Origin of the sequence: Streptomyces sp. HM190, from assembly GCF_009857135.1 — a bacterium.
Classification (GTDB): domain Bacteria; phylum Actinomycetota; class Actinomycetes; order Streptomycetales; family Streptomycetaceae; genus Streptomyces; species Streptomyces heilongjiangensis.
This window is the reverse complement of the sequence record NZ_CP047318.1, coordinates 4,148,443-4,172,402: the sequence shown is the minus strand read 5'-3', so window position 1 is coordinate 4,172,402 and position 23,960 is coordinate 4,148,443. Positions and strand designations below refer to the sequence as shown.

General features: G+C 71.1%; 17 protein-coding genes, 5 tRNA genes and 1 pseudogene. 10 read left to right on the top strand and 13 right to left on the bottom strand.

Features of this window, described 5'->3' with window-relative positions; translation table 11 throughout:
* Positions 1–39: 39 nt before the first annotated feature.
* From GSY65_RS17685 to purM, 4 genes are all read left to right on the top strand, one after another.
* On the top strand, positions 40–837 hold the full coding sequence (locus tag GSY65_RS17685) for a maleylpyruvate isomerase family mycothiol-dependent enzyme (RefSeq protein WP_159769645.1): 798 nt from the start codon (positions 40–42) through the stop codon (positions 835–837).
* A gap of 56 nt (positions 838–893) precedes the next feature.
* Positions 894–1,718, top strand: coding sequence for an META domain-containing protein (locus tag GSY65_RS17680; RefSeq protein ID WP_159769642.1), 825 nt, complete (start codon positions 894–896; stop codon positions 1,716–1,718).
* Between the two features lie 84 nt (positions 1,719–1,802).
* The gene (gene purF, locus GSY65_RS17675) at positions 1,803–3,329 is read left to right on the top strand and encodes an amidophosphoribosyltransferase (protein ID WP_159769639.1); all 1,527 of its coding nucleotides are present in this window, start codon (positions 1,803–1,805) and stop codon (positions 3,327–3,329) included.
* 50 nt (positions 3,330–3,379) lie between these two features.
* Entirely contained in the window at positions 3,380–4,462 is a 1,083-nt protein-coding gene (gene purM, locus GSY65_RS17670; RefSeq protein WP_159769636.1) for a phosphoribosylformylglycinamidine cyclo-ligase, read from the top strand.
* Positions 4,463–4,661: 199 nt separating this feature from the next.
* Here the strand turns inward: purM and GSY65_RS17665 are convergent, their stop codons facing one another.
* Positions 4,662–4,919, bottom strand: a complete 258-nt coding sequence (locus GSY65_RS17665) for a DUF3073 domain-containing protein (protein ID WP_159769633.1) — start codon at positions 4,917–4,919, stop codon at positions 4,662–4,664.
* A gap of 313 nt (positions 4,920–5,232) precedes the next feature.
* On the bottom strand, positions 5,233–6,327 hold the full coding sequence (locus GSY65_RS17660; protein WP_159769631.1) for a Leu/Phe/Val dehydrogenase: 1,095 nt from the start codon (positions 6,325–6,327) through the stop codon (positions 5,233–5,235).
* Between the two features lie 223 nt (positions 6,328–6,550).
* Between GSY65_RS17660 and GSY65_RS17655 the strand changes: the two genes are divergently transcribed.
* The gene (locus GSY65_RS17655; RefSeq protein ID WP_159769629.1) at positions 6,551–7,393 is read left to right on the top strand and encodes a hypothetical protein; all 843 of its coding nucleotides are present in this window, start codon (positions 6,551–6,553) and stop codon (positions 7,391–7,393) included.
* A gap of 631 nt (positions 7,394–8,024) precedes the next feature.
* Positions 8,025–8,231, top strand: a complete 207-nt coding sequence (gene bldC, locus GSY65_RS17650; protein ID WP_003949541.1) for a developmental transcriptional regulator BldC — start codon at positions 8,025–8,027, stop codon at positions 8,229–8,231.
* Positions 8,232–8,808: 577 nt separating this feature from the next.
* Here the strand turns inward: bldC and GSY65_RS17645 are convergent.
* From GSY65_RS17645 to GSY65_RS17615, 7 genes are all read right to left on the bottom strand, one after another.
* Complete coding sequence (locus GSY65_RS17645) at positions 8,809–9,030, bottom strand: DUF6274 family protein (RefSeq protein ID WP_159769627.1); 222 nt, start codon at positions 9,028–9,030, stop codon at positions 8,809–8,811.
* Between the two features lie 362 nt (positions 9,031–9,392).
* Positions 9,393–9,467 (bottom strand) — tRNA-Asp (locus tag GSY65_RS17640).
* A gap of 109 nt (positions 9,468–9,576) precedes the next feature.
* Positions 9,577–13,521: an ATP-dependent RNA helicase HrpA gene (gene hrpA / locus GSY65_RS17635; protein WP_159769625.1), complete on the bottom strand. Its 3,945-nt coding sequence runs from the start codon at positions 13,519–13,521 to the stop codon at positions 9,577–9,579.
* A gap of 177 nt (positions 13,522–13,698) precedes the next feature.
* Positions 13,699–13,772 (bottom strand) — tRNA-Phe (locus GSY65_RS17630).
* 25 nt (positions 13,773–13,797) lie between these two features.
* A tRNA-Asp gene (locus tag GSY65_RS17625) sits at positions 13,798–13,872 on the bottom strand.
* 36 nt (positions 13,873–13,908) lie between these two features.
* Positions 13,909–13,981 (bottom strand) — tRNA-Glu (locus GSY65_RS17620).
* A gap of 82 nt (positions 13,982–14,063) precedes the next feature.
* Positions 14,064–15,752, bottom strand: a complete 1,689-nt coding sequence (locus tag GSY65_RS17615; RefSeq protein ID WP_159769623.1) for a metallophosphoesterase family protein — start codon at positions 15,750–15,752, stop codon at positions 14,064–14,066.
* Between the two features lie 281 nt (positions 15,753–16,033).
* Between GSY65_RS17615 and GSY65_RS17610 the strand changes: the two genes are divergently transcribed.
* A complete protein-coding gene (locus GSY65_RS17610; protein ID WP_030798051.1) occupies positions 16,034–16,384 on the top strand; it encodes a metallopeptidase family protein in 351 nt (116 codons plus the stop codon).
* Positions 16,385–16,633: 249 nt separating this feature from the next.
* On the opposite strand, the gene GSY65_RS34520 is transcribed toward GSY65_RS17610, so the two are convergent.
* Positions 16,634–17,110 carry a hypothetical protein gene (locus tag GSY65_RS34520; protein WP_159769621.1) on the bottom strand — a complete coding sequence of 159 codons (477 nt, stop codon included), beginning with the start codon at positions 17,108–17,110 and terminating at the stop codon, positions 16,634–16,636.
* A gap of 457 nt (positions 17,111–17,567) precedes the next feature.
* Between GSY65_RS34520 and GSY65_RS17600 the strand changes: the two genes are divergently transcribed.
* The 3 genes and pseudogenes from GSY65_RS17600 to GSY65_RS17590 all read left to right on the top strand — a co-directional run bounded on the left by GSY65_RS17600 (position 17,568) and on the right by GSY65_RS17590 (position 20,879).
* Positions 17,568–19,859, top strand: coding sequence for a DEAD/DEAH box helicase (locus GSY65_RS17600; protein WP_159769619.1), 2,292 nt, complete (start codon positions 17,568–17,570; stop codon positions 19,857–19,859).
* Between the two features lie 270 nt (positions 19,860–20,129).
* Positions 20,130–20,486: pseudogene (locus tag GSY65_RS17595) on the top strand (amino acid permease); the annotation flags it as partial.
* 320 nt (positions 20,487–20,806) lie between these two features.
* Positions 20,807–20,879: transfer RNA gene (locus tag GSY65_RS17590), tRNA-Lys, on the top strand.
* Between the two features lie 177 nt (positions 20,880–21,056).
* Here the strand turns inward: GSY65_RS17590 and GSY65_RS17585 are convergent.
* From GSY65_RS17585 to GSY65_RS17575, 3 genes are all read right to left on the bottom strand, one after another.
* Positions 21,057–22,136 carry a hypothetical protein gene (locus GSY65_RS17585; RefSeq protein WP_159769617.1) on the bottom strand — a complete coding sequence of 360 codons (1,080 nt, stop codon included), beginning with the start codon at positions 22,134–22,136 and terminating at the stop codon, positions 21,057–21,059.
* A 31-nt stretch (positions 22,137–22,167) separates the two neighbouring features.
* The gene (locus GSY65_RS17580) at positions 22,168–22,830 is read right to left on the bottom strand and encodes a hypothetical protein (RefSeq protein WP_236579858.1); all 663 of its coding nucleotides are present in this window, start codon (positions 22,828–22,830) and stop codon (positions 22,168–22,170) included.
* A gap of 289 nt (positions 22,831–23,119) precedes the next feature.
* A complete protein-coding gene (locus GSY65_RS17575; RefSeq protein ID WP_159769615.1) occupies positions 23,120–23,959 on the bottom strand; it encodes a hypothetical protein in 840 nt (279 codons plus the stop codon).
* Position 23,960 lies beyond the last annotated feature (1 nt).

Below are 23,960 nucleotides of genomic sequence, written 5' to 3'. Positions count from 1 at the left end.
CCCGCCCCTCCGACCCTCCCCTCCGCATAGGCTCCCCCCATGCCCCCGGCCAGGAAACGCCCCCGCGCCTACGACCCCGCCAAGACCCGCAAGGCCGTGCTGGCCCAGTTCGCGACCGTACGGGAGGGCGTGACCGGGCTCGGCGCGGAGCGCCTCGCGCTGCCCACCCGGCTCGGGGAGTGGACCGTACGGGACCTCGCCGCTCACCTCAGCCTGGCCGTGGAGAGCGTGAGCAGGGCCCTGGACCGGCCCGCTCCGGCGAAGGCCGAGTTCGGGCCCCTCGACTACGGCGCCGCCACCGCTCCGTTCGCCGACGCCATCGCCGAGGGCAGCCACGCACTGGCCGAGGCCACCGCGGACCTCGGCGCCCTCTACGCCGAGACGGAGCACCGGATCACCGAGCGGCTCGCCGCCGCCCCGCACGACCGGATCATCGACACCCGCGCCGGCGCCATGTCGCTCGCCGACTACCTGGTCACCCGCACCGTCGAACTCGTCGTCCACACCGACGACCTGAACGCCGCCGTCCCCGGCCTCGACCTCCCCCTCGACCGCCACGCCCTCGCCACCTGCGTCCGGCTGCTCGCCGACACCCTCGCCGCGCGGGCCCCCGGCGGCTCCACGGAGGTGCGGATCCCGCCGTACGCCGTCGTGCAGTGCGTGGAGGGGCCGAGGCACACCCGCGGCACCCCGCCGAACGTCGTCGAGACCGACCCGCTGACCTGGGTCCGCCTGGCCACCGGCCGCCTGGAGTGGGCCACCGCCCTCGACGAGGCGAAGGTCAGCGCCAGCGGCGAACGGGCCGACCTGAGCGCGCTGCTCCCCCTGCTGACCTGACCCCGCCCGCCAGGACCCGGGTGGAACCGCCCACGCACCCCACCCGTCCCACCCGCATGGACAAGCAGCGACTGACCCGCACCGCCCTGCCCCTCGCGGCCCTGACCCTGTTCCCGTTCCTCGCGGCCTGCGGCACCGAGTCCGGTACCGGCGCCGGCAGCGACTCCGTGGGACCGGGCGCCAAGGAGTCGGTCACCGGGGTCCACTGGACGGTCGACAGCCTCACCGTGGACGGGAAGACCACCAAGGCCCCCGACGGCGCCTATCTGAAGATCGACGACAACGGCGAGGTCAACGGCAACTACGGCTGCAACACCTTCGGCTCGACCGCCGACTTCACGGACGACTCCATCGACTTCGAGAGCGCCCGGTCCACCGAGATGGCCTGCGGTGACGCCCCCATGAAGTTCGAGGAGAGCTTCTCCCGCACCCTCGACACGGGGACGTTCACGGCCCGGAGCACCGACGGCGGCCTCGCCCTCACCACGGCCGACGGCGACACCGTCGAGCTCAGCGAGGAGAAGCCCGCCGAGCTGTCCGGCACCAGGTGGCGCGTCGACTCGCTCATGGACCGCGACGTCGCCCAGTCCCTCCCCGAGGAGGCCGCCGGCAAGGCCTGGTTCACCTTCGACGAGAAGAAGGGCACCCTCAGCGGCAGCCTCGGCTGCAACGAGGTCTCCGCCGAGGCGACGGTGAGCAAGGGCGAGATCACCCTCGGCCACGCGCGTACCACCCGCAAGATGTGCTCCGACTCACTCATGGCCGTCGAGCGGTCCCTCCTCGGCCTCTTCAAGGGCACGGTGGAGTATCGGATCGATCACCGCAGCATCACGCTGACCAGCGAAAACGGCCCAGAAGTCGGTGCGGTCGCCGACAAGTGACGGGCGGCGCCGCGCAGTCGGGACCGGCGGTGGGCGAGATCAGAGGATTCGGACCGGTGCGCGATCTCGCCTACACTCGGTGGCGTGCCACGTGGTGACGGACGACTCAACCACGACCTTCTCCCCGGCGAGAAAGGCCCCCAGGACGCGTGTGGCGTCTTCGGTGTCTGGGCCCCGGGCGAAGAGGTCGCCAAGCTCACGTACTTCGGGCTCTACGCCCTCCAGCATCGGGGCCAGGAATCCGCGGGTATCGCGGTCAGCAACGGCTCCCAGATCCTCGTCTTCAAGGACATGGGCCTCGTGTCCCAGGTCTTCGACGAGACCTCGCTCGGTTCCCTCCAGGGTCACATCGCGGTCGGTCACGCCCGCTACTCGACCACCGGCGCCTCCGTCTGGGAGAACGCCCAGCCCACGTTCCGTGCCACCGCGCACGGCTCCATCGCCCTCGGCCACAACGGCAACCTGGTCAACACGGCCCAGCTCGCCGAGATGGTCGCCGACCTGCCCAAGCAGGAGGGCCGTACGCCGCGTGTCGCGGCCACCAACGACACCGATCTGCTCACCGCGCTCCTCGCGGCCCAGGTCGACGAGGACGGCAAGCCGCTGACCATCGAGGAGGCCGCCCACACGGTCCTCCCGCAGGTCCGTGGCGCGTTCTCCCTCGTCTTCATGGACGAGCACACCCTCTACGCCGCGCGTGACCCGCAGGGCATCCGCCCGCTGGTCCTCGGCCGCCTGGAGCGCGGCTGGGTCGTCGCCTCCGAGTCCGCCGCCCTCGACATCACGGGCGCCAGCTTCGTCCGCGAGATCGAGCCGGGCGAGTTCGTCGCCATCGACGAGAACGGCCTGCGCACCTCCCGCTTCGCGGAAGCGAAGCCCAAGGGCTGTGTCTTCGAGTACGTGTACCTGGCCCGCCCGGACACCGACATCGCCGGCCGGAACGTGTACCTCTCCCGCGTGGAGATGGGGCGAAAGCTGGCCAAGGAAGCCCCCGTCGAGGCGGATCTGGTCATAGCGACCCCGGAATCCGGTACCCCGGCCGCCATCGGCTACGCGGAGGCCTCGGGCATCCCGTTCGGTGCGGGTCTGGTGAAGAACGCGTACGTCGGACGTACGTTCATCCAGCCCTCCCAGACGATCCGCCAGCTCGGCATCAGGCTGAAGCTGAACCCGCTGAAGGAAGTCATCAAGGGCAAGCGCCTGGTGGTCGTCGACGACTCGATCGTCCGCGGCAACACCCAGCGCGCGCTGGTCCGGATGCTCCGCGAGGCCGGGGCGGCCGAGGTCCACATCCGGATCTCCTCCCCGCCCGTGAAGTGGCCCTGCTTCTTCGGCATCGACTTCGCCACCCGCGCCGAGCTCATCGCCAACGGCATGACCATCGACGAGATCGGCACGTCCCTGGGCGCCGACTCCCTGGCGTACATCTCCATCGACGGCATGATCGAGGCGACCACGATCGCCAAGCCGAACCTCTGCCGTGCCTGCTTCGACGGGGAGTACCCGATGGAGCTGCCGGACCCCGAACTCCTCGGCAAGCAGCTCCTGGAGACCGAGCTGGCCGCCGGGCCCGCCGCCACGGCCGCGGCCGACGCGATCCGTCGCCCGTAGTCCGCCGCCCCCTGCTCACCCGCAGTACGACACGAAGGTTCTCATCAGCCATGTCTGAGACCCCCATCACCGAGGGCGGCGCCAGCTACGCCGCCGCGGGCGTCGACATCGAGGCGGGCGACCGCGCCGTCGAGCTCATGAAGGAATGGGTCAAGAAGACGCAGCGCCCCGAGGTCCTCGGCGGCCTCGGCGGCTTCGCCGGCCTCTTCGACGCCTCCGCCCTCAAGCGCTACGAGCGCCCCCTGCTGGCCTCCGCCACGGACGGCGTCGGCACCAAGGTGGACATCGCCCGCCAGCTGGGCGTCTACGACACCATCGGCCACGACCTGGTCGCCATGGTCATGGACGACATCGTGGTGTGCGGCGCCGAACCGCTGTTCATGACCGACTACATCTGCGTCGGCAAGGTCCACCCCGAGCGGGTCGCCGCCATCGTCAAGGGCATCGCCGAGGGCTGTGTCCTCGCCGGATGCGCCCTCGTCGGCGGCGAGACGGCCGAGCACCCGGGCCTCCTCGGCCCGGACGACTTCGACGTCGCGGGCGCCGGTACGGGCGTGGTGGAGGCGGAGCACCTGCTCGGCCCGGACCGCATCCGCAAGGGTGACGCGGTGATCGCCATGGCGTCCTCCGGCCTTCACTCGAACGGGTACTCGCTCGTCCGGCATGTCCTGCTGAACCAGGCAGGGCTCTCCCTGGACGCCCAGATCGCCGAGTTCGACCGGACCCTCGGCGAGGAGCTCCTGGAACCCACCAAGATCTACTCGCTGGACTGCCTGGCGCTGACCCGCACCACCGAGGTCCACGCCTTCAGCCATGTCACGGGCGGCGGGCTCGCGGCCAACCTGGCCCGCGTCATCCCCGACCACCTGCACGCCACGGTCGACCGCTCCACATGGACCCCGGCTCCGGTCTTCGACCTTGTCGGCAGGACCGGCCAGGTCGAGCGGCTGGAGCTGGAGAAGACCCTGAACATGGGCGTGGGCATGATCGCCATCGTCCCCCAGGAGTCGGCGAACGTGGCCCTGACGACCTTGGCGGACCGAGGCGTCGAGGCCTGGCTGGCAGGCGAGATCACCGACCGAGCCGCTCACACGACAGGCGCGGAACTGATCAACGACTACGCACGGAGCTAGAGGAACCCGAGGCGCCCCTGACGGCGGCGAAGCCGCCGAAGGGGCGTGGGGAACTCCGCGACCAGCCACAACCAGCCCGCAGTCGCCGACGAACAGTGACTCCCGAGTCCGTAGGCGCCCGGCCCCTCAAGCGGAGCGCAACCGCACAAAACCCGGTCCGGCGTTATCCGCTCGGACCGGGTGAAGCGCAGCTGGACGGTCAAGCCCCGCGGCGATGGGACGCAGGACCGGAATCGTCGTCCTCGTCCTCGTCGTCGTCGGAGTTGTACAACTCCGCGTACCGCGCGTACGGGTCGTCGTCGTCCTCGTCCTCCTCGAACGGTTTGCCGTTCGGAGGCTGGCTCGAAGTCGATGCGCCCAGCTCGCTGGCCAGACGCGACAGGTCAGTCCCACCGCTGTTGTACTTCAGCTGGCGGGCGACCTTCGTCTGCTTGGCCTTGGCCCGGCCGCGCCCCATGGCTCGACCCCCTCGGTGACGGGGCTCGACGGCCCCAGAGTCTTGACACGCGTTCATGATCTGGAACGGGCTCTCTGTGGAGAGACCGGTCCGTAGGGCTTCCACGGTACCTGAGCCCGCGCCCATACGGTACGTCGCCCGCAGGACGTGCCCGTGCCCAGAACCTGCGAGGAGCCCTTTCCCCGCTGGTCAACCGCGATTTTAACCGTTTCTTGGCGGACGACCCGCCGACGGAAGTGAGAGTTCTCTCTAAAGCCGTCGGCGGGTACCGGGCCCGGTCGTGCGACGCTTCCGCGGCCGGGCCCGCGGAACGTCAGCGTCCGCGTGCGGCGGCCGCCTCCTGCATCCGCTGCTCGGCGATCCGGTCGGCCGCGGCGGCCGGCGGAATACCGTCCGTCTTCGCACGTGCGAATATTGCCAGCGTGGTGTCGAAGATCTTCGCGGCCTTCGCCCTGCACCGCTCGAAGTCGAACCCGTGGAGTTCGTCGGCGACCTGGATGACGCCGCCGGCGTTCACCACGTAGTCCGGCGCGTACAGGATCCCGCGGTCCGCGATGTCCTTCTCGACACCGGGGTGGGCGAGCTGGTTGTTGGCAGCGCCGCACACCACCTTGGCGGTGAGCACGGGCACGGAGTCGTCGTCCAGCGCTCCGCCGAGCGCGCACGGGGCGTAGATGTCGAGCCCTTCCATGCGGATCAGCGTCTCGGTGTCGGCGACGGCGGTCACGCCCTCGGGATGGCGGTCGAGGATCCGGCGGACGGCGTCCTCGCGCACATCGGTGACGACGACCTCGGCGCCCTCGGCCCGCAGGTGCTCGACGAGGTGGTGGCCGACCTTGCCGACGCCGGCGACGCCGATCTTGCGGCCGCGCAGCGTGGGGTCGCCCCACAGGTGCTGGGCGGAGGCCCGCATGCCCTGGTACACCCCGAAGGCGGTGAGCACGGAGGAGTCGCCGGCGCCGCCGTTCTCGGGGGAGCGGCCCGTGGTCCAGCGGCACTCGCGGGCCACGACGTCCATGTCGGCGACATAGGTGCCGACGTCGCACGCGGTGACGTACCGGCCGCCGAGGGAGGCCACGAACCGCCCGTAGGCGAGCAGCAGTTCCTCGCTCTTGATCCGGTCGGGGTCGCCGATGATCACGGCCTTGCCGCCGCCGTGGTCGAGCCCGGCCAGGGCGTTCTTGTAGGACATGCCGCGCGCGAGGTTCAGGGCGTCGGCGACGGCCTCGGCCTCGGTGGCGTACGGGTGGAAGCGGGTGCCGCCGAGGGCGGGGCCCAGCGCTGTGGAGTGGAGGGCGATGACGGCCTTGAGGCCGCTGGCCCGGTCCTGGCAGAGCACGACTTGCTCGTGACCGCCCTGGTCCGAGTGGAACAGGGTGTGCAGGACGCCGTCAGATACGTCGGTCACTGTGGTGACTCCTGGGTAAGAAGCGGCGGTGGGTGACAGTTCCCCGTACGGGTGGCGGGGTCTGTGAGCATGAGGTTAGAGCCTCATGGCCGCTCGGGAGCGGCGGAGCTTCAGGATCACCCACTCCCGGCGTACGGCCGTGGTGCGATCCGCACAGTTTTCCGGCCCGCCGATGAGCGGGTTCCGCAGGTTTCCCCGGTGGTCGGCGGGGGAGGGAGCAGGCGTGCCCAAGGTGTCCTCGGTGATCGTCCCGTACGCGTCGTACCTCCGCGTGTACGAGCCGCTGGCCGCCTTCCCGGAGCCCGAGCGCAGCCACTGGGCCCGGTACGCCGGCCGCGCGGACCGCCCCTCCTACCAGGACGAGCTGCGGCGGTCGCTGGCCGACCTGCTGCCCACCCCGCCGATCCCGGTGCCGGTGCACGAGAGCGGCGACGCCTTCGTGCTGGAGGTGGACGGGGTGGTCTGCGTCTGCCCCTGGCGCACCCGGCTGCGTGGCTGGCAGGCGCTGGGTGATCTCGCCGAGGAGCTGCCCGCCCCGCTGCTGGACGCGGTGCTGCCGCCGCTGGTGCGCCGGCAGGCCGGCCAGGACTACGAGCGCTGGAGGGCCCGCAACCCCGACGCCCGTCCGTGGATCCGCACCTCGACCTGGCACGTGCCGCTGAACTGGTTCGTCCTCGTCTCGGACGAGGAGCGCACCTATGAGAAGGGTTCGGCCGAGAATTCACCCGTGCTTCGCTATCGCACGCCCATGGTGCAGGCCCGGCGGCGGGTGGCGCGAGGGCTCAGGGCGCTGCGGGAGACCCTCGACGAGGGGCCGCTGATCGACGGGCTGATCGACGTGGGCCGCTGGCTGGAGGAGTTCCACCCGCGCTCGCTCGTGGAGCTGGACTACGGCGGGCTCGTGCACGTCCTGCCGGCCGAGGAGCTGGACGGCGACCACTCCGCGGCGGACGTCGCCGAGGGCATCGAGGCCCTGCGCAACGGGGACGGTCTGGCCGCCGGTGAGGCGTACGGGCGGCTGGTGGAGCGGTGGCGGGCGGTACGGGACCGGCGCTCCGCCAACTGAACCGCCGTTCGGTGAGGCGTACCGGGCGGAACCGGTTGAACCCGCTGACGGCGCGGCCGTACTTGTGGCGTGCGGGGCGGATGGGAAAAGGCTTTCCATGGAGGCCGAAGCATGGTGAACTGTCCACCCTTGGCCCAGGCTTGACGCACCGGAGTTCCCTTCGGGCGGCATCATGGGACGTAGGTCCCCGATCCGGGCGTTTGCGTCAAGCAGGCGCCAAGCGTGACGGATTGCACTTACGCGGGCCTTGCCTCGTACGCACCTCCTCATGCCAAAATAGGACAAGGAGTCCGGGGGAGGCTCCTTCTGCCCTTCTTTGGGCGGAATCTCAGCATTGCACGCTCTTGGGGGGTCTCGTGACTCCTGCACGCCACTGTGACTGATCGTCACAGTGGCGTGACTGTCCGCTATGGCATGGTCCATCGGCATCCGTCGCTGATGAACACCTGGGAGGGCAATTCCATCGGTTTGGCCGACGCGGCTGGACAGATGGTGTAGTTGTAGTGCCGAGGACAAGCCGTTCGTCCTATAACCGACTCGACTCGCGTCCGCCATTTCGGGCAACGCGGGTCAAGGTGCAGAATTTAGAGGAAAGAACCGAGAAGGTTCGGTTCTCCCGAGGAGGCCGCTCATGACCGCTCGCACCCCTGATGCCGAGCCGCTGCTGACCCCGGCTGAGGTCGCCACCATGTTCCGTGTCGACCCCAAGACGGTCACGCGGTGGGCGAAGGCCGGCAAGCTCACGTCCATCCGCACGCTCGGTGGACACCGTCGTTACCGCGAGGCCGAGGTCCGCGCACTGCTCGCGGGCATTCCGCAGCAGCGCAGCGAGGCCTGATTCACCGCAGAACAGGGCATTTCGGCTGGTCCCCCAATTGGCCGAGCCGCCTGAAAGCACAGCTCAACCGCTCACTCAGCGCCAAGCGACGCGGGTTCTGCCCCAACAGATCCCTCGCCCGAGCCACACAGAGCTTTCCAGAGCTTCCGTCTGTTCTGGGTTTCGCCAGGCAAGCAACAAGGGTGCGTCGTCAGATCGCGCTGGACTCCGCCGGGTCCAGCGCGATCTTTTTTGTGCGCTCGGGCGGCCGACCGGGCCTCCGGGCCCGGTCTTCTTCCGTTCCGGCGCGCCGAGTTGTGCGTGAGTCTGGCTGTCCGTGCGCGGGCCTGTCGGACTCTGGGGAGGGCTGTCGGGTCTCCCGTGGGGGCCTCGGAGGACTGGTGCAATTGCACATATTAAATTGACTAGTTGTAGGAGACCTGTAAGAACCCGCGTTCCGAAAACTTATACAGTGACACCCGTCACATGCCGAGCGCCTTGTTACTCGCGAGTCATGTGCGGTAGGAGAGGCGGGAGTTGGGGCGCGCCCGCCGTCCTGCCGTGTGTGGTCCCCACCCTTCGGCGCCTGCGTCGCCGTTCACGCGGGTGAGGGGCTCTCGTCCTCCGTGGGGCCCTCCGCCCGGTCCTCGCCGGCCCTGGGGGCCTCCGTCGTCAGGATGCCCGTCGTCGCGGTGTCCGTCGCCAGGCGCAGCAGCCGGTGGCAGATCGGGCAGTGGCGGGTGAAGTGGCGGTAGGAGGAGGCGGCCGACAGGTGGGCGCGGAGCAGAGCGCGGGTCTCGTGCCGAGCGGACGCCGCCATACGCCACCTCCGGGGTCGTGGTGCCCTGTTTCCGAAGTACCTGCGGAATGTGACTCCGTCAAGCCCTGACGCGTCCGCTGAGGGCCGGGTGCCCAGCGGGTTGGGGGCGCGGGCTCGTTGGCGGCGGCGGGTGGTTCGTGATGTCTCGCGCAGCTCCCCGCGCCCCTGAAGGTGTGGACCTGCGGCCCGGCCTTCATTCCGAAAAGCATGGGGCGCAGCCCTGTACCGCTTTTCAGGGGCGCGGGGAGCTGCGCGAACGGCCCCACCCCTCCGTTGCCGCCGGCGAGCCCCAGGGCGCCCCCTGGTCGGGGCGCAGCAAAAAGACCCGCATCCTCGACGGGTGCGGGTCTCTCTGATTCGTGCGGTCCTGACGGGATTTGAACCCGCGGCCTCCACCTTGACAGGGTGGCGAGCACTCCAAACTGCTCCACAGGACCAGGTTTCGCAGTCAGCGTCTGTGCGCTGGCCTGCGAGAAGAGACTGTACAGGAGGGGGAGCCCCCTGGTCGAACTCACCCAGCGTGCGCCCGTCGTCACAGGGTGACGCCTACGGCACCGCCGCGTCGATCGCCTTCACGATGCGCTTGTCGGAGACGGGATACGCCGTGCCCAGGGCGTGCGCGAAGTAGCTGACGCGGAGTTCCTCGATCATCCAGCGGATGTCCAGGACCGAGGACGGTACGGGCCGTCCCTGGGGGAGTTGTTCCAGCAGCCAGGCGTACTCGTCCTGCATCTCGTGGACCTTCGCCATGCGGGAGGTGTCCCGCTGGACGCCCGTCGGCATCTGCTGGAGCCGACGGTCCGCGGCCACCAGATAGCGCATCAGGTCCGGGAGCCGGCGCAGCCCCGTCTCCGTGACGAAGCCCGGCTTCACGAGGGCGTCCAGCTGCTTGCGTACGTCCGCGAGGTTGGGCAGGAGGGCGGGGCTCCTCGTGGCCTTCAGGCGGCGCTCACACGCCTGCCAGGCGGCGAGCACCTGCTGGACCTGGCCGACGGTGCGGACGGTGGTGTCGACGATCTCCGCGCGGACCCTGTCGTAGAGCTTGCGGTACGACTCCTCGTCCCAGGCCGGCCCGCCGAAGTCGGCGACGAGCCGGTCGGCGGCGGCCATCGCGCAGTCGTCGAACAGGGCCTGTATCGAACCGTGCGGATTCGCCGACAGAGCGAGCTTCTGCGCGTTGGTCAGCTTTTCGCTCGCGAACTTCGCAGGGTTGACCGGAATGTTTCGCAGGATGAGTCTTCGGGTGCCCTTCCACATCGCTTCCGACTGTTCGGCTTCGGTGTCGAAGAGGCGTACGGAGACGGTGTCGCCGTCGTCCACGAGGGCCGGGTATGCCTTCACGGGCTGGCCGGCGCGGCGGGTCTCGAAGACGCGGGTGAGGGAGCCGATCGTCCAGTCCGTCAGGCCCGTGCGTTCGAGGGACTCGCCGCCCTGGCGTTCGGCGGTCGCCGCGGCGGCCTGGGAGAGCGCCTTGCGTGCCTTCGGCCTCAGCCGCAGCCGCAGGGTCTCCAGATCCTTGTCCTCGGCCAGCTTCCGGCGCCGCTCGTCGACGATACGGAAGGTGATCTTCAAGTGGTCGGGGACGCGGGCCCAGTCGAAGTCCTCGGCGGTCACGGGAACGCCCACCATGCGCTTGAGTTCGCGGGCGAGCGTGACGGTCAGCGGCTCCTGGAGGGGCACCGCCTGGTCGAGGAAGCGCTTGGCGTAGTTGGGGGCCGGGACGTAGTTGCGGCGGATGGGCTTGGGCAGGGAGCGGATCAGTTCCGTCACCACGTCCTCGCGCAGGCCCGGGATCTGCCAGTCGAAGCCCTCGTCGGTGACCTGGTTGAGGACCTGGAGGGGGATGTGGACGGTGACGCCGTCGGCGTCCGCGCCCGGCTCGAACTGGTAGGTGACGCGGAACTTGAGCTGTCCCTGGCGCCAGGAGTCCGGGTAGTCCGCCTTGGTGACCGCTTCCGCCGACTCACGGATGAGCATCTCGCGCTCGAAGTCCAGGAAGTCGGGCTGTTCGTGGCGCTTGTGCTTCCACCAGGAGTCGAAGTGGGCGCCCGACACGACGTGTTCGGGGACCCGCTGGTCGTAGAAGTCGAACAGGGTGTCGTCGTCGACCACGATGTCCCGGCGCCGGGCGCGGTGCTCCAGCTCCTCGACCTCGCTGAGGAGCTTGCGGTTGTCGGCGAAGAACTTGTGGTGCGTACGCCAGTCGCCCTCGACGAGCGCGTTGCGGATGAACAGCTCGCGGCTCGCCTCGGGGTCGATGCGGCCGTAGTTCACCTTCCGCTGGGCGACGATCGGGACGCCGTAGAGCGTGACCTTCTCGTACGCCATCACGGCCGCCTGGTCCTTCTCCCAGTGCGGTTCGCTGTAGGTGCGCTTCAGCAGGTGCTCGGCGAGCGGTTCGACCCACTCGGGTTCGATCTTCGCGTTGACGCGGGCCCAGAGACGGGAGGTCTCCACCAGCTCGGCGGACATCACGAAGCGCGGGGGCTTCTTGAAGAGGGCCGAGCCGGGGAAGATCGCGAACTTGGCGCTGCGGGCGCCCAGGTACTCGTTCTTCGCGCCGTCCTTGATGTCCTTCATACCGATGTGGGACAGCAGGCCTGCGAGGAGCGAGACGTGGACCCGCTGCTCGGGGGCGTCCTCCTCGTTGAGGTGGATGCCCATCTGCTTGGCGACCGTGCGGAGCTGGCTGTAGATGTCCTGCCACTCGCGGATGCGCAGGAAGTTGAGGTACTCCTGCTTGCACATCCGGCGGAAGGACGACGAGCCGCGTTCCTTCTGCTGCTCGCGGACGTACCGCCAGAGGTTGAGGAAGGCGAGGAAGTCGGAGGACTCGTCCTTGAAGCGGGCGTGCTGCTGGTCGGCCTGGGTCTGCTTGTCGGCGGGGCGTTCGCGCGGGTCCTGGATGGACAGCGCGGCGGCGATGACCATGACCTCGCGGGCACAGCCGTTCTTGTCGGCCTCGACGACCATCCGGGCCAGCCGCGGGTCGACGGGCAGCTGGGAGAGCTTGCGGCCCATCGGGGTCAGCCGCTTGCGGGTGTCCTTCTGCGTCGGGTCGAGCGCGCCGAGCTCCTGGAGGAGCTGGACGCCGTCGCGGATGTTGCGGTGGTCCGGCGGGTCGATGAAGGGGAACTTCTCGATGTCGCCGAGGCCGGCAGCGGTCATCTGCAGGATGACGGAGGCGAGGTTCGTCCGCAGGATCTCGGCGTCCGTGAACTCCGGGCGGGCGTTGAAGTCGTCCTCGGTGTAGAGGCGGATGCAGATGCCGTCGGACGTGCGGCCGCAGCGGCCCTTGCGCTGGTTGGCGCTGGCCTGGGAGATCGGCTCGATCGGCAGTCGCTGGACCTTGGTGCGGTGGCTGTAGCGGCTGATGCGGGCGAAGCCCGGGTCGATGACGTACTTGATGCCGGGGACGGTCAGCGAGGTCTCGGCGACGTTGGTGGCCAGCACGATCCGGCGGCCGGTGTGCGGCTGGAAGACGCGGTGCTGCTCGGCGTGCGAGAGCCGGGCATAGAGGGGGAGCACCTCGGTGAAGCGGTAGTTCTTCTTGATCAGCGCGTCGGCCGTGTCACGGATCTCGCGCTCACCGGAGAGGAAGACGAGGATGTCGCCCTTGCCCTCGGCCATCAACTCCTCGACGGCGTCCGTGATCGCGGTGATCTGGTCGCGGTCGGCGTCCTCGGAGTCCTCTTCGAGGAGCGGGCGGTACCGCACCTCGACGGGGTAGGTACGGCCGCTGACCTCGACGATCGGCGCGTCCCCGAAGTGGCGGGAGAACCGCTCGGGGTCGATGGTCGCGGAGGTGATGACGACCTTGAGGTCCGGGCGCTTCGGGAGCAGCTGGGCGAGGTAGCCCAGCAGGAAGTCGATGTTGAGGGACCGCTCGTGGGCCTCGTCGATGATGATCGTGTCGTAGGCGCGCAGCTCGCGGTCCGTCTGGATCTCGGCGAGCAGGATGCCGTCCGTCATCAGCTTGATGAAGGTGGAGTCCTGGTTGACCTGGTCGGTGAAGCGGACCTTCCAGCCGACGGCCTCGCCGAGGGGGGTGTCCAGCTCCTCCGCAACGCGCTCGGCGACGGTGCGGGCGGCGATCCGGCGGGGCTGGGTGTGCCCGATCATCCCGCGGACACCGCGCCCCAGCTCCATGCAGATCTTCGGGATCTGCGTGGTCTTCCCTGACCCGGTCTCACCGGCCACGATGACCACCTGGTGGTCGCGGATGGCGGCCGCGATCTCGTCCTTCTTCTGGCTGACGGGCAGCTGTTCGGGGTACGAGACGACCGGCACGCGGGCGGCGCGCTCGGCCATGCGGGCCTCGCCCTTGGCGACCTCGGCCTCGATCTCGGCGAGGACGGCGGCCCGGGCCTCGGGCTTACGGATCTTGCGCGCACCTTCGAGCCTGCGCCCGAGCCGGTGCGCGTCGCGCAGGGACAGCTCGGCCAGGCGGGGGGCGAGGGCGCCGAGGGCGGGGGCAGGTGGCGTAGACATACGCGTTCCAGGATCTCATCCCGGCGAAATTCATGGCGAACGCTTTTACCCGGCCCTCCCCGGGTCGGCCTCCGGCCGCCCCGAAGGCTGTCGCGGACGGTCTTCGCCGGATCGGTGAGCCGTACGCCCAGACGACGAATCCCCCTCCGGGGGACCCGGAGGGGGATTCGATCACTGTGGCTGGGGCCGGGGTCGAACCGGCGACCTTCCGCTTTTCAGGCGGACGCTCGTACCAACTGAGCTACCCAGCCACGGTGTTTCACGTGAAACACCGAGCGGTCCTGACGGGATTTGAACCCGCGGCCTCCACCTTGACAGGGTGGCGAGCACTCCAAACTGCTCCACAGGACCAAGGTTGCGTACGACAGTGTCGCACACGTTCTTGCGTGCCCCCAACGGGATTCGAACCCGTGCTACCGCCTTGAAAGGGCGGCGTCCTAGGCCGCTAGACGATGAGGGCTATCGGCCCGCCGTGGGCGCTTCGTCAGCGCGTCGGGGACGTGAGAAGCATATGGGATGGCGGGAGGTATCGCCAAAACGGTTTACGGGCGGCCCGGGGAGCGGCTGGTCGCCCCGCCGGGTGACGAGCCCGCAGGCGTGCCGGACGAGGTGCTGGAGGGGGTGCCGGACGGGGTGCCGGGGGAGGGGGTGCCGGAGGGGGACGGGGACTGGAGGGCTCCGGGCTGGTTCTCCTTCGGCAGGTGGCGGCTGACCTCGGCCGTTGTCAGTCCCAGGCCCCCGAGTTTTATCTCGTCCCATGCCTGGAGGCGGTGGGTGTCGCGGTCGAAGTACAGGACCGAGGTCTCGATCGGGTCCGGGTAGTCGCCCTCCAGGGCGCGCAGTCCGCTGCCGCCGGTCGAGCCCTCGATGCGCAGGCGGGTGCCCTTGTCGAGGACCTCCATCGCCGGGCGGTGGAGGTGTCCGGCGAGGACGAGCGGTACCTCCCCGTCCGTCTCGCGCGCGGCGTCCGGGTTGTGGGCGATCGCGATGTCCACGGGTGTGCCGGCCGCCTTCTGCGCGCGCAGCGCCCCCGCCAGCCGCGCTCCGGCCGCTTCCTCCGAGGGCAGGCCCGCCTTGTCCGTGGAGCGGTCCGGGGTGAACTGCGGGTCGCCGATCCCGGCGAAGCGCAGTCCGCCCACGGTCACCGCCCTCCCCTCGTCGAGGACGTGTGTGTTCTCGACCCCCTGCAGATACCGCTGGGTCTCCCGGGAGTCGTGGTTGCCGCGCACCCAGACGTACGGCGCCCCGAGGTCGGCGATCGGGTCCAGGAAGGCGTTCTCGGCGGCGCTGCCGTGGTCCATGGTGTCGCCGGAGTCCACGATGACGTTGATCTCGTACTGCTCCACCAGCGAGGCGATGATCTTCCAGCTCGCGGGGTTGAGGTGGATGTCGGAGACGTGCAGGACGCGGATGGTGGTCGGGTCCGGCTGGTACGCGGGGAGCGTGGACGTGACGTCGTACAGCTTGGTCACGTTCGTCACCAGGCGGGCCAGTTCCTTCTGGTAGACGTCGAACTCCGTGACGATGCTGCGCGCGTTGCCGACGAGGGAGGGCGCGGAGGAGAGCAGGCCCGAGAACCTGGGTTCCAGAACCGAGTTCGGGTTCCAGGTGGCGGCGGCGGTGCCCCCGGAGGCGGCGAGGAGCCCCAGGGCCAGTCCGCCGGCGGCCAGGGCGCGGCGGGGGCGGCGGTACACGGCGAGCCCCAGCGTGGTCGCACCGGTGACGACGGCGACGCCGGAGCGCAGGGCCAGGTCCAGCGTGCCGCGCCGGACGTCCGACGCGATCTCGTCCTGGAGGCCCGAGATCCGCTCGGGGTGGTCGACCAGGGCCTGGGCGCGGTCGGGGTCCAGTTGGTCCACGTTGACGTCGAGGCGCACGGGGGCGTGGTGGCTGCTCAGCTCCAGGGCGCCCAGCGGCGAGACGTTGATCTTCGTGCCGCCGGTGAGCGACGGGCGCAAGGTCATCGTGGTGTTCATCGGGCCGACGGGGGTCCGTACGTTGCCCACTACCAGCAGGCCGAGCCAGGCGCCGACCACGACGACGGTGACCAGGCCGAGCGCGCGGGCCCACGGGTGGGCGCGGCGCGCCGGTCCGACCGCCGGCCGTGGTTCGCGCGGGGGGCGCCGACGGGTCGTGGCCCCGGAGGTCCGGGACAGCGCCCGGCGGACGCGGCGCAGGGTCGTACGGAGGGCGTTCACGGTGGTGGCTGTTGCGGCGGGAACGCGTGCCATTGGGCCCGTATGCCCAGGGGCGTGAGGGGATATGCGGGGTATGGGGGACCGGGCCCCGTTGCCGGGCCCCGTTGTTCCGTGACGGAACCCCCACGGTCGTCCGGGCCCCGTGCCCCGTGCCCGAGCCCTCGCGGTCGGTCCGGGACCCGTGCCCGAGGGGCGCGGACGGTCCGGGACCCGTGGGCGGGCCGTCGTGCCGGTCCCTGGCCCGTGTCCGAGCCCTGCGGCCGATCTGTGACCCGCGTCTCTCGTCCGCGGCGGTCGTGCCCGACAATGGGCCTGTGCTGGAGATGACGCGCGAGGAGTTCGAGGAACTGGTCGCCGAGGCGTTGGACCGGATCCCGCCGGAGCTGACGCGGCTGATGGACAACGTGGCGGTGTTCGTCGAGGACGAGCCGCCCGCCGACGACCCCGAGCTGCTCGGGCTGTACGAGGGGACTCCGCTCACGGATCGCGGGGAGTGGTACGCGGGGGTGCTGCCGGACCGGATCACGATCTACCGGGGGCCGACGCTGCGGATGTGCGAGACGCGGGAGGAAGTCGTCGCGGAGACCGAGGTGACCGTGGTGCACGAGATCGCCCACCACTTCGGCATCGACGACGCCCGGTTGCACGCCCTGGGCTACGGGTAGGGGCGGCCGGGCGGACCGCTCCGGCGCCCGGTGGCGGTGGCTCCGGCGGTCGGCGGGGCGCGTGTCCTCTTGCGCGCGGCGGGAGTTGAACAGGGGGACTCCTCATCCGCCCCCCACGGAGGTGGCCGCCGTGCGCGCCTTGTACGTACCCGTTCGCCTGGCCGCCACGGCGGTGGCCGTCGCCGCGGCCGCCGGCTGTATGAGCGTGGGGGACGGTGGGCAGCACCCCGCTCCCTCGCCCTCCGCCGGTCAGCGGGGCGGGGAGCGGCCGGACGGGGGCACCGCCGTCGCGGGCGGGGGGACGGGGTACCAGGTCGGGCGTGGCAGGCCGCACCCCTCGGGCTCGCCCGATCCCTCCGCGTCCCGGTCGGCCTCCGCCTCGGCGGCCGCCTCCGAGGGCGCCGGGCCGACCGGGAAGGCGAAGCCGCCGAAGGACGGGAAGGGCAAGGGGGGCGGCGAGCGGCCGCCCGGGCCGGAGCCGACGAAGGGCGAGCCGACGCCCGCGCCCTCCACCGCCCCGCCGGAACCGCCCGAGCCGTCGGTTCCCGTGGAGTCCCCGGCGCCGGAGCCCTCGGCCGAGCCGTCGTCGTCCGCGCACGAGCAGGGGGCGCAGCTGATGGAACGGGAGCCCGCGCCGGAGGCGTGGGACGCGGCGTAGGGGCGGGGCGGGACGGCCGTGTGCCGCTGTGGAGCGGGTGGGGGCGCCGTCGGGGTGATCGTGGCCACGTCCTGCGGGATGGTGGCAGTCTGCGCGGTGGCCGTCGCGGTCTGCGCGGTGGCCGTGGCCTTCCGTCGCCCGCGGGAATGTGGCGGACGACACGGCTGCGAGTGCGGCACGGCGGCTGCTCCGGTCCAGGCCGGGAACGCGGCGCCGTCAGCCCCGCCGCGGGGCCCCTGGCCTGCCTCTTCCGCTCTCCTCTGCGAAGTCGGCCACGAGTCTGGCTTTCCCGGCCGGGCTCCGCTGATCGCCTTCTGACCTGCGGGTATCGGCTCGGTTTGCCTTCAGGGGTGGAGGGTGCGTATGGTGGTAGATCGTTTGATCCCATTTGCCCGGCGCCAACGCAGAGCGCGCCGTGTGGCGCGTACTCTCCTTTGCCGTGTCGGACCGCATAGAGGCGGTCGTGTGCGAATCACGGAGTTGACGGGCGCGTGCCGATGAGACTCCGGAAGGTTTCGCATACGCATGTCCATTTCCAGTGCTGATCACGTCGTCGTGCCCGAGAACGGCGAGAACGAGGTCGTCGAGGAGACCCCCACGGTCACCTTCGCGGACCTGGGTCTCCCCGAGGGCGTCGTGCGCAAGCTCGCGCAGAACGGCGTGACCACCCCCTTCCCGATCCAGGCCGCGACCATCCCGGACGCCCTGGTCGGCAAGGACATCCTCGGCCGCGGCCGCACCGGCTCCGGCAAGACCCTCTCCTTCGGTCTGCCGACGCTGGCCACGCTGGCCGGCGGGCACACCCAGAAGCACAAGCCGCGCGCCGTCATCCTCACGCCGACGCGTGAGCTGGCCATGCAGGTCGCCGACGCGCTGCAGCCCTACGGCGACGTCCTCGGCCTGAAGATGAAGGTCGTCTGCGGCGGCACGTCGATGGGCAACCAGATCTACGCCCTGGAGCGCGGCGTCGACATCCTCGTCGCCACCCCGGGCCGCCTGCGCGACATCATCAACCGCGGTGCCTGCTCCCTGGAGGACGTGCAGATCTCCGTCCTCGACGAGGCCGACCAGATGTCCGACCTGGGCTTCCTGCCCGAGGTCACCGAACTGCTCGACCAGGTCCCGGCCGGCGGTCAGCGGATGCTCTTCTCCGCGACCATGGAGAACGAGATCAAGACCCTCGTCGACCGGTACCTCAACAACCCGGTCAGCCACGAGGTGGACGCGGCGCAGGGCGCGGTGACGACCATGTCGCACCACATCCTCGTCGTGAAGCCGAAGGACAAGGCGCCGGTCACCGCCGCGATCGCCTCCCGCAAGGGCCGCACGATCATCTTCGTCCGCACCCAGCTGGGCGCCGACCGCGTCGCCGAGCAGCTCCGCGACGCCGGGGTGAAGGCCGACGCGCTCCACGGCGGCATGACGCAGGGCGCGCGGACGCGGACCCTCGCCGACTTCAAGGACGGGTACGTCAACGTCCTCGTGGCGACGGACGTCGCGGCGCGCGGCATCCACGTCGACGGCATCGACCTGGTGCTGAACGTGGACCCGGCGGGCGACCACAAGGACTACCTGCACCGCGCCGGCCGTACGGCGCGTGCCGGGCGCACGGGCACCGTGGTGTCCCTCTCGCTCCCGCACCAGCGGCGGCAGATCTTCCGGCTGATGGAGGACGCGGGCGTCGACGCCTCGCGCCACATCATCCAGGGCGGTGCCGCCTTCGACCCGGAGGTCGCCGAGATCACCGGCGCCCGGTCGATGACCGAGGTCCAGGCCGAGTCCGCCGGCAACGCCGCGCAGCAGGCCGAGCGGGAAGTCGCCCACCTCACCAAGCAGTTGGAGCGGGCCACGCGCCGCGCCGCCGAACTGCGCGAGGAGGCCGACCGGCTGACCGCGCGTGCCGCGCGGGAGCGGGGCGAGGACCCGGAGGCGGCGATCGCCCAGGCGCGCGCCGAGGAGCCGGGCGAGGGTGCCGCCGTGGTCGAGGCGGCCGCCGCCGCCGTCGACGCCGCGGTGGCGTCCGAGGTGTCGGTGCCGGAGCAGCCGGCCGCCCAGGACGTCGAGCGCGTCGACAAGGCCGAGCGGTTCGAGCGGACCGACCGGGCCGAGCGCGGCGGACGGTTCGAGCGCGAGGAGCGGTCCGGGGGCGCGGGTTCGTCGTACGGGCGTTCCTCGTCGTACGAGCGTCGTGACGACCGGGGCGGTTTCCGCCGGGACGACCGTGACAACCGCGGTGAGCGCCGCGAGGACCGGGGCGGTTTCCGTCGGGACGGCGAGCGTGGCTTCGACCGTGGTGGGCGTTCGTTCGAGCATCGTGACGACCGGGGCGGTTTCCGCCGGGACGACCGTGACAACCGCGGTGAGCGCCGCGAGGACCGGGGCGGTTTCCGTCGGGACGGCGAGCGTGGCTTCGACCGTGGTGGGCGTTCGTTCGAGCGTCGTGACGACCGGGGCGGCTTCAACCGCGACAACCGTGACAACCGCGGCGAGCGCCGGGACGACCGCGGCGGCTTCAACCGTGACAACCGCCGTGACGACCGGGGCGGCCGTTCGTTCGAGCGTCGTGACGACCGCGGTGGCTTCAGCCGCGACAACCGTGACCGTGGGTTCGACCGGGGTGGCCGTTCCTTCGAGCGCCGGGACGACCGCGGTGGTCACCGGGGCAGCGACCGTCCGTTCAACCGGGACCGCCAGGGCGACCGTCCGGGCTTCCGCTCCGGCGGCCACGAGCGTCCGTACGGCCGCCGTGACGACCACCGCGGCTCCGGCTCCTTCGGCCGCCGCGAGGACAAGCCGCGCTGGAAGCGCAACGGCTGACCGAGGCCGTGCGCCCCGTCCGTGAACGCCGTGGCCCCCACCTTCCGGGTAGGGGCCACGGCGTTTTTCGCGGGGCGCTCCGGGGCGGCGGCGGTGGCGCGTGCGCACCGGGGCCCGGCGGCTGCCCGCTGGGCCGGCTTCCAGCCATCGTGTGACGCATGTCACGTCCTCCGGGAGGGAATTGCTGGGGGCAGGACAGATGACGACACAGCCCGTGGGGCGCCCGGGGCCCCGTCCCCGGACTCGGCCCCGATCCCGGTGCCGGTCCCGGTGCCGGTCCCGGCGTCGGATGAGGAACGACTGGCCCAACTGGGCTCCACACAGGTCCTCGCCCGCCGTATGTCCGCGTTCTCGAACTACGCGGTCTCCTTCACGATCATCTCCGTCCTGTCCGGCTGCATGACCCTGTACCTGTTCGGCATGAACACCGGCGGCTCGGCGGTGATCACCTGGGGCTGGGTCGGGGTCGGCCTGATGACGCTGTTCGTCGGCCTCGCGATGGCCGAGATCTGCTCGGCGTACCCGACCTCCGCGGGCCTGTACTTCTGGTCGCACCGGCTGGCGCCGCCCCGGACGGCGGCGGCGTGGGCGTGGTTCACGGGCTGGTTCCTCGGATTCGCCGCGATCTGGTGGACCGCCTCGGCCCCCCACCGGTTCCTCAACCCCGGGCACGCACGGAACGTGGCGCGGGCGAAGGGGCGGGAGGGGGCGCCGGAGCCACCCGTAGGGCGGCGGGAGGGGGGCATCGGAGCCGGTGGATCCGTAGGGCGGCGGGGAACGGGCCCGTCCGCCGGGCCCGGACCCCTCATCTGGCTCTGCCTCCGCCGATCTTCCGCCCGTTCTGTTCTGCGGCGGACCTTTTTGCGGCGCCCCGACGCGGCCGGGTCACCGATACCCGATCGGAGTCCCGGCCTCGTCCGGCTATGCTCGGGGAGGCAACATCGCCTGGGCCCTTAGCTCAATTGGCAGAGCAGTGGACTTTTAATCCATTGGTTGTGGGTTCGAGTCCCACAGGGCCTACGGTTCGCGGGTGAGGCACTGCCTCTCTGACCTGCGGTGCGGCGCTCGGGTCGGCTTCGGTCGGCTCGGGCGCCGACGTGTTTCCGGGGTCGGGTGCGCGGATGTCCGCGGAGGAGCCCGCCCGTTGGGCCGGGCGGGCGCCCCCGCGGCGCGGTGGATCGGCTGGGACCGGCCGGGTCACTCGCAGTCGGTGGCCGCTCCGGACCGGGCGGCGGCACCCTTCTTCGCGGCGGACGACGCGCTGGACGACGAGGCGCTGGACGACGAGGCGGTGGACGGGGTGGTCCCGGTCGGCTCGGCGTTCTGGAGGGCACGGGCCAGGTCCGCGGCGCCCTTGCCGGTGAGTTGGTCCTCAAGGGAGTGGTTCGGGTCCTCCGGGTCGTCCTCGGCCCTCGCCGCGGCCAGGGCGCGGGCCGCCGACTTCACCGATCCCTCGGACTCGCCCTGGCCGAGGACCTGGCCGTCGAAGGGGATGTTCGAGTCGCTGCCGAGGCCCCGCCACCGGCCGGGTATCTCGTCGTCGCCCTCGCCGCACACCGGGGGTTGCCATTCGATGGCCATGACGTAGCTGTGCCCCCGTTCGATCCGGGGCTGGTCCTCGCCGGTCATCTCCTCGCGGTGGGCGGTGTCACCGCCGGTGAACTGCCAGCCGTGCGCCACCCACGCGAACGACGCCGGAGCCGGCTTGCCCGGGGTGTCGCTGGACCAGAGGACGTCGTCGACCCGGAGGGTCACGTCGCGCAGGATCAGGCCCTCCCCGTTCGCGAGTTCCTCGGCCGTCGGGCTGATCTCCCGCTCGGCGACCGGGGTCACGGCGACCACGTGGTCGGCGTGGGTCACCCAGTCCGCCGCCGTCTGGCTCGGGTGCCGGTCACTGCCGTGCGCGACGATCACACCGCCGGACGCCGCGGTCCCGCCGGCCGCCTCGGCGCGCGACGGGTCCCGCGCGACGAGAGCCGTCACACAGACCGCCGCGGCGGTCACGGCGGCGACCGTACCGACGAGTGCCGCGAGGCCCGTGACGCGGCGCAGCCGCCGCACGCGGCGGTCGTCGTCACCGTCGTCCGCCGCGATTCCGGCCCCGCCCGTGGTCGCGGTCCCGGTCGCGGTCGTGTTTGCGGTCTCGGTCGCGGTCAAGGTCGCGGTCGCGGTCAAGGTCCCGGTCGCGGACCCGTCCGACGGCTCCGCTCGCTGCCTGGTCTCACCGTTCTCCACGGCGCTCCCCGCGACCGCCGTGACGCTCTGCGCGTTCTCCATGCTGCTGTCCCCCGTGTTCCCCGCGGCCCCGTCAGTAGTTGGCATCGATGTTGTCCCGGTTGTTCGTGCCGAGGCCGTCGGCGAAGCCGGGGGTCTTCTTCATGCAGCCGAGCCGGGAGTCCTGGTTGGGCAGCCTGGGGGAGGCGTCGGCGCCGTGGAGCAGGCCGACGGCGTGACCGGTCTCGTGGCAGGACAGACCGGGGCTGTAGTGGCCGCCGCCCTCGATGCGGACGTACTGCTGGTCGCACTTGAAGGAGCCGGGGCTGTTGTCGTTGCACCAGGTGAGGCCCTCGTCGCTGCCCGGGACGGTGGCCTCGGCGTAGTAGATGTCCGTCTCCGAGTCCCCGGACCAGGAGGGTGAGGAGTCGTAGCTGACCTTCAGGTCGGTCTTGTCGTGGAACTCCTGGATGGCCACCCGGACGTTCGCCTTGTCGATGTCCTCCAGCTTGTCGCTGCCGCCGCTGTCCATGTAGTAGGTGACGTCGGCGTTGTCGGTGCGGCAGACGGTGCCGCCGGACATGCCGGTGAGGCAGCCGACGGTGTAGTTGTTCGTGGGGACGAGGTTGTCGGTCGCCGCGGCCCAGGTGACGGCCGCGGCGGCGACGACGGTGATGCCGGACAGGGCGACGGCGATGCCGGCCCTCCGACGATGTGCCTGTACGGATCCCGGTGGTTTCGCGGAGGCTGGTGACACGGTTCCCCTCGTTTCACTCGCGGTCGGACTCGATCGAGCAGCCCGAGGGGACGCGTGCCGCCGCTCCGGCGGGCACACGGGCGCACAGCCCACGGCGGTCACCGGACAGCGGACGAGCGGAATCCCGGCGGGACGTGGTCGGTCGGCCCGCACGAGAGGTGGTCAGTCGCGTGTTTCCCCCGGGCAACTGAAGCCCCGATTAGCGCACTTGTGTTCGTACGCGGTCAAGGGTTAATCGTTTCAGGGCGGTTGTAACCAGCCACCCGGTTTCCCGCCGGTCGGCCGTCGGCTACCCCTGCCCCGGCGTATCCCTCCACTCGGGAGGGCATGTGGTGCCCGCCGCGTCGGGCAGGCCCTGCTCGATCTTGGCTCGATACCACTGGAGTTGGTCGCCCTGGAAGGCGTCCGTTTCCTGGTCGCGCCGTTCCGGGACGACGACCAGGAGGTGCTGCCCCTCCTTCCATGGCTCACGGACGCGTGCCTCGGTGGGGTCCACCACGTCGAGGATGATGCGTTCCGCGCCCCGGGCCGGCTTGATCCAGTCCTGGACGTCGAAGGTCACGAGGACTCGGCCCGCCTCCGAGGACGGCTTCACAGCCACGACGTCCCCCTCCGCGATGGTCCGCCCGCAGGCGATCCATTCGAGGAGCGTCTGCCCCTTGCCGGACGCGTTCGCGCCGCCACCCGAACGATCGGAGTCGGCGTTCGTCGTCCCGTCGCCGATCAGGCTGGACCCGAGGACGCCCGCGCAGAGCGCGGCGGCGGAGACGAGCCCCGCCAGGACGACCCCGCGTCGACGCCACCACACCGCTCCCGTGCGGGAGTCCGGGCCGTGGTCCGACACCGTCCTGCCGCCGCGGGCTCCGGCTCCGCTGCCGGCTCCGGCTCCGCGCGAGGGCGACCCGTCGGCGCCGCCCGCCGCCGTACCGCCGGCGGTTCCGTGCGCCGCCGTACCGCCGCCGGTTCCGTCCGACGCCCTACCGCCGCCGCCCCGTGGGGGGTCGGCGGCGCTCACCCGCCGTTCGGTCGCGGGTGTCGAGGAGACCGGGTCGGGGCGTCCCGCCTCCTGGCCGATCAGGGCGAAGGCCCGGCGCAGCAGGTCCTCGTCCGACTCGGGCTGGTGCGTCACC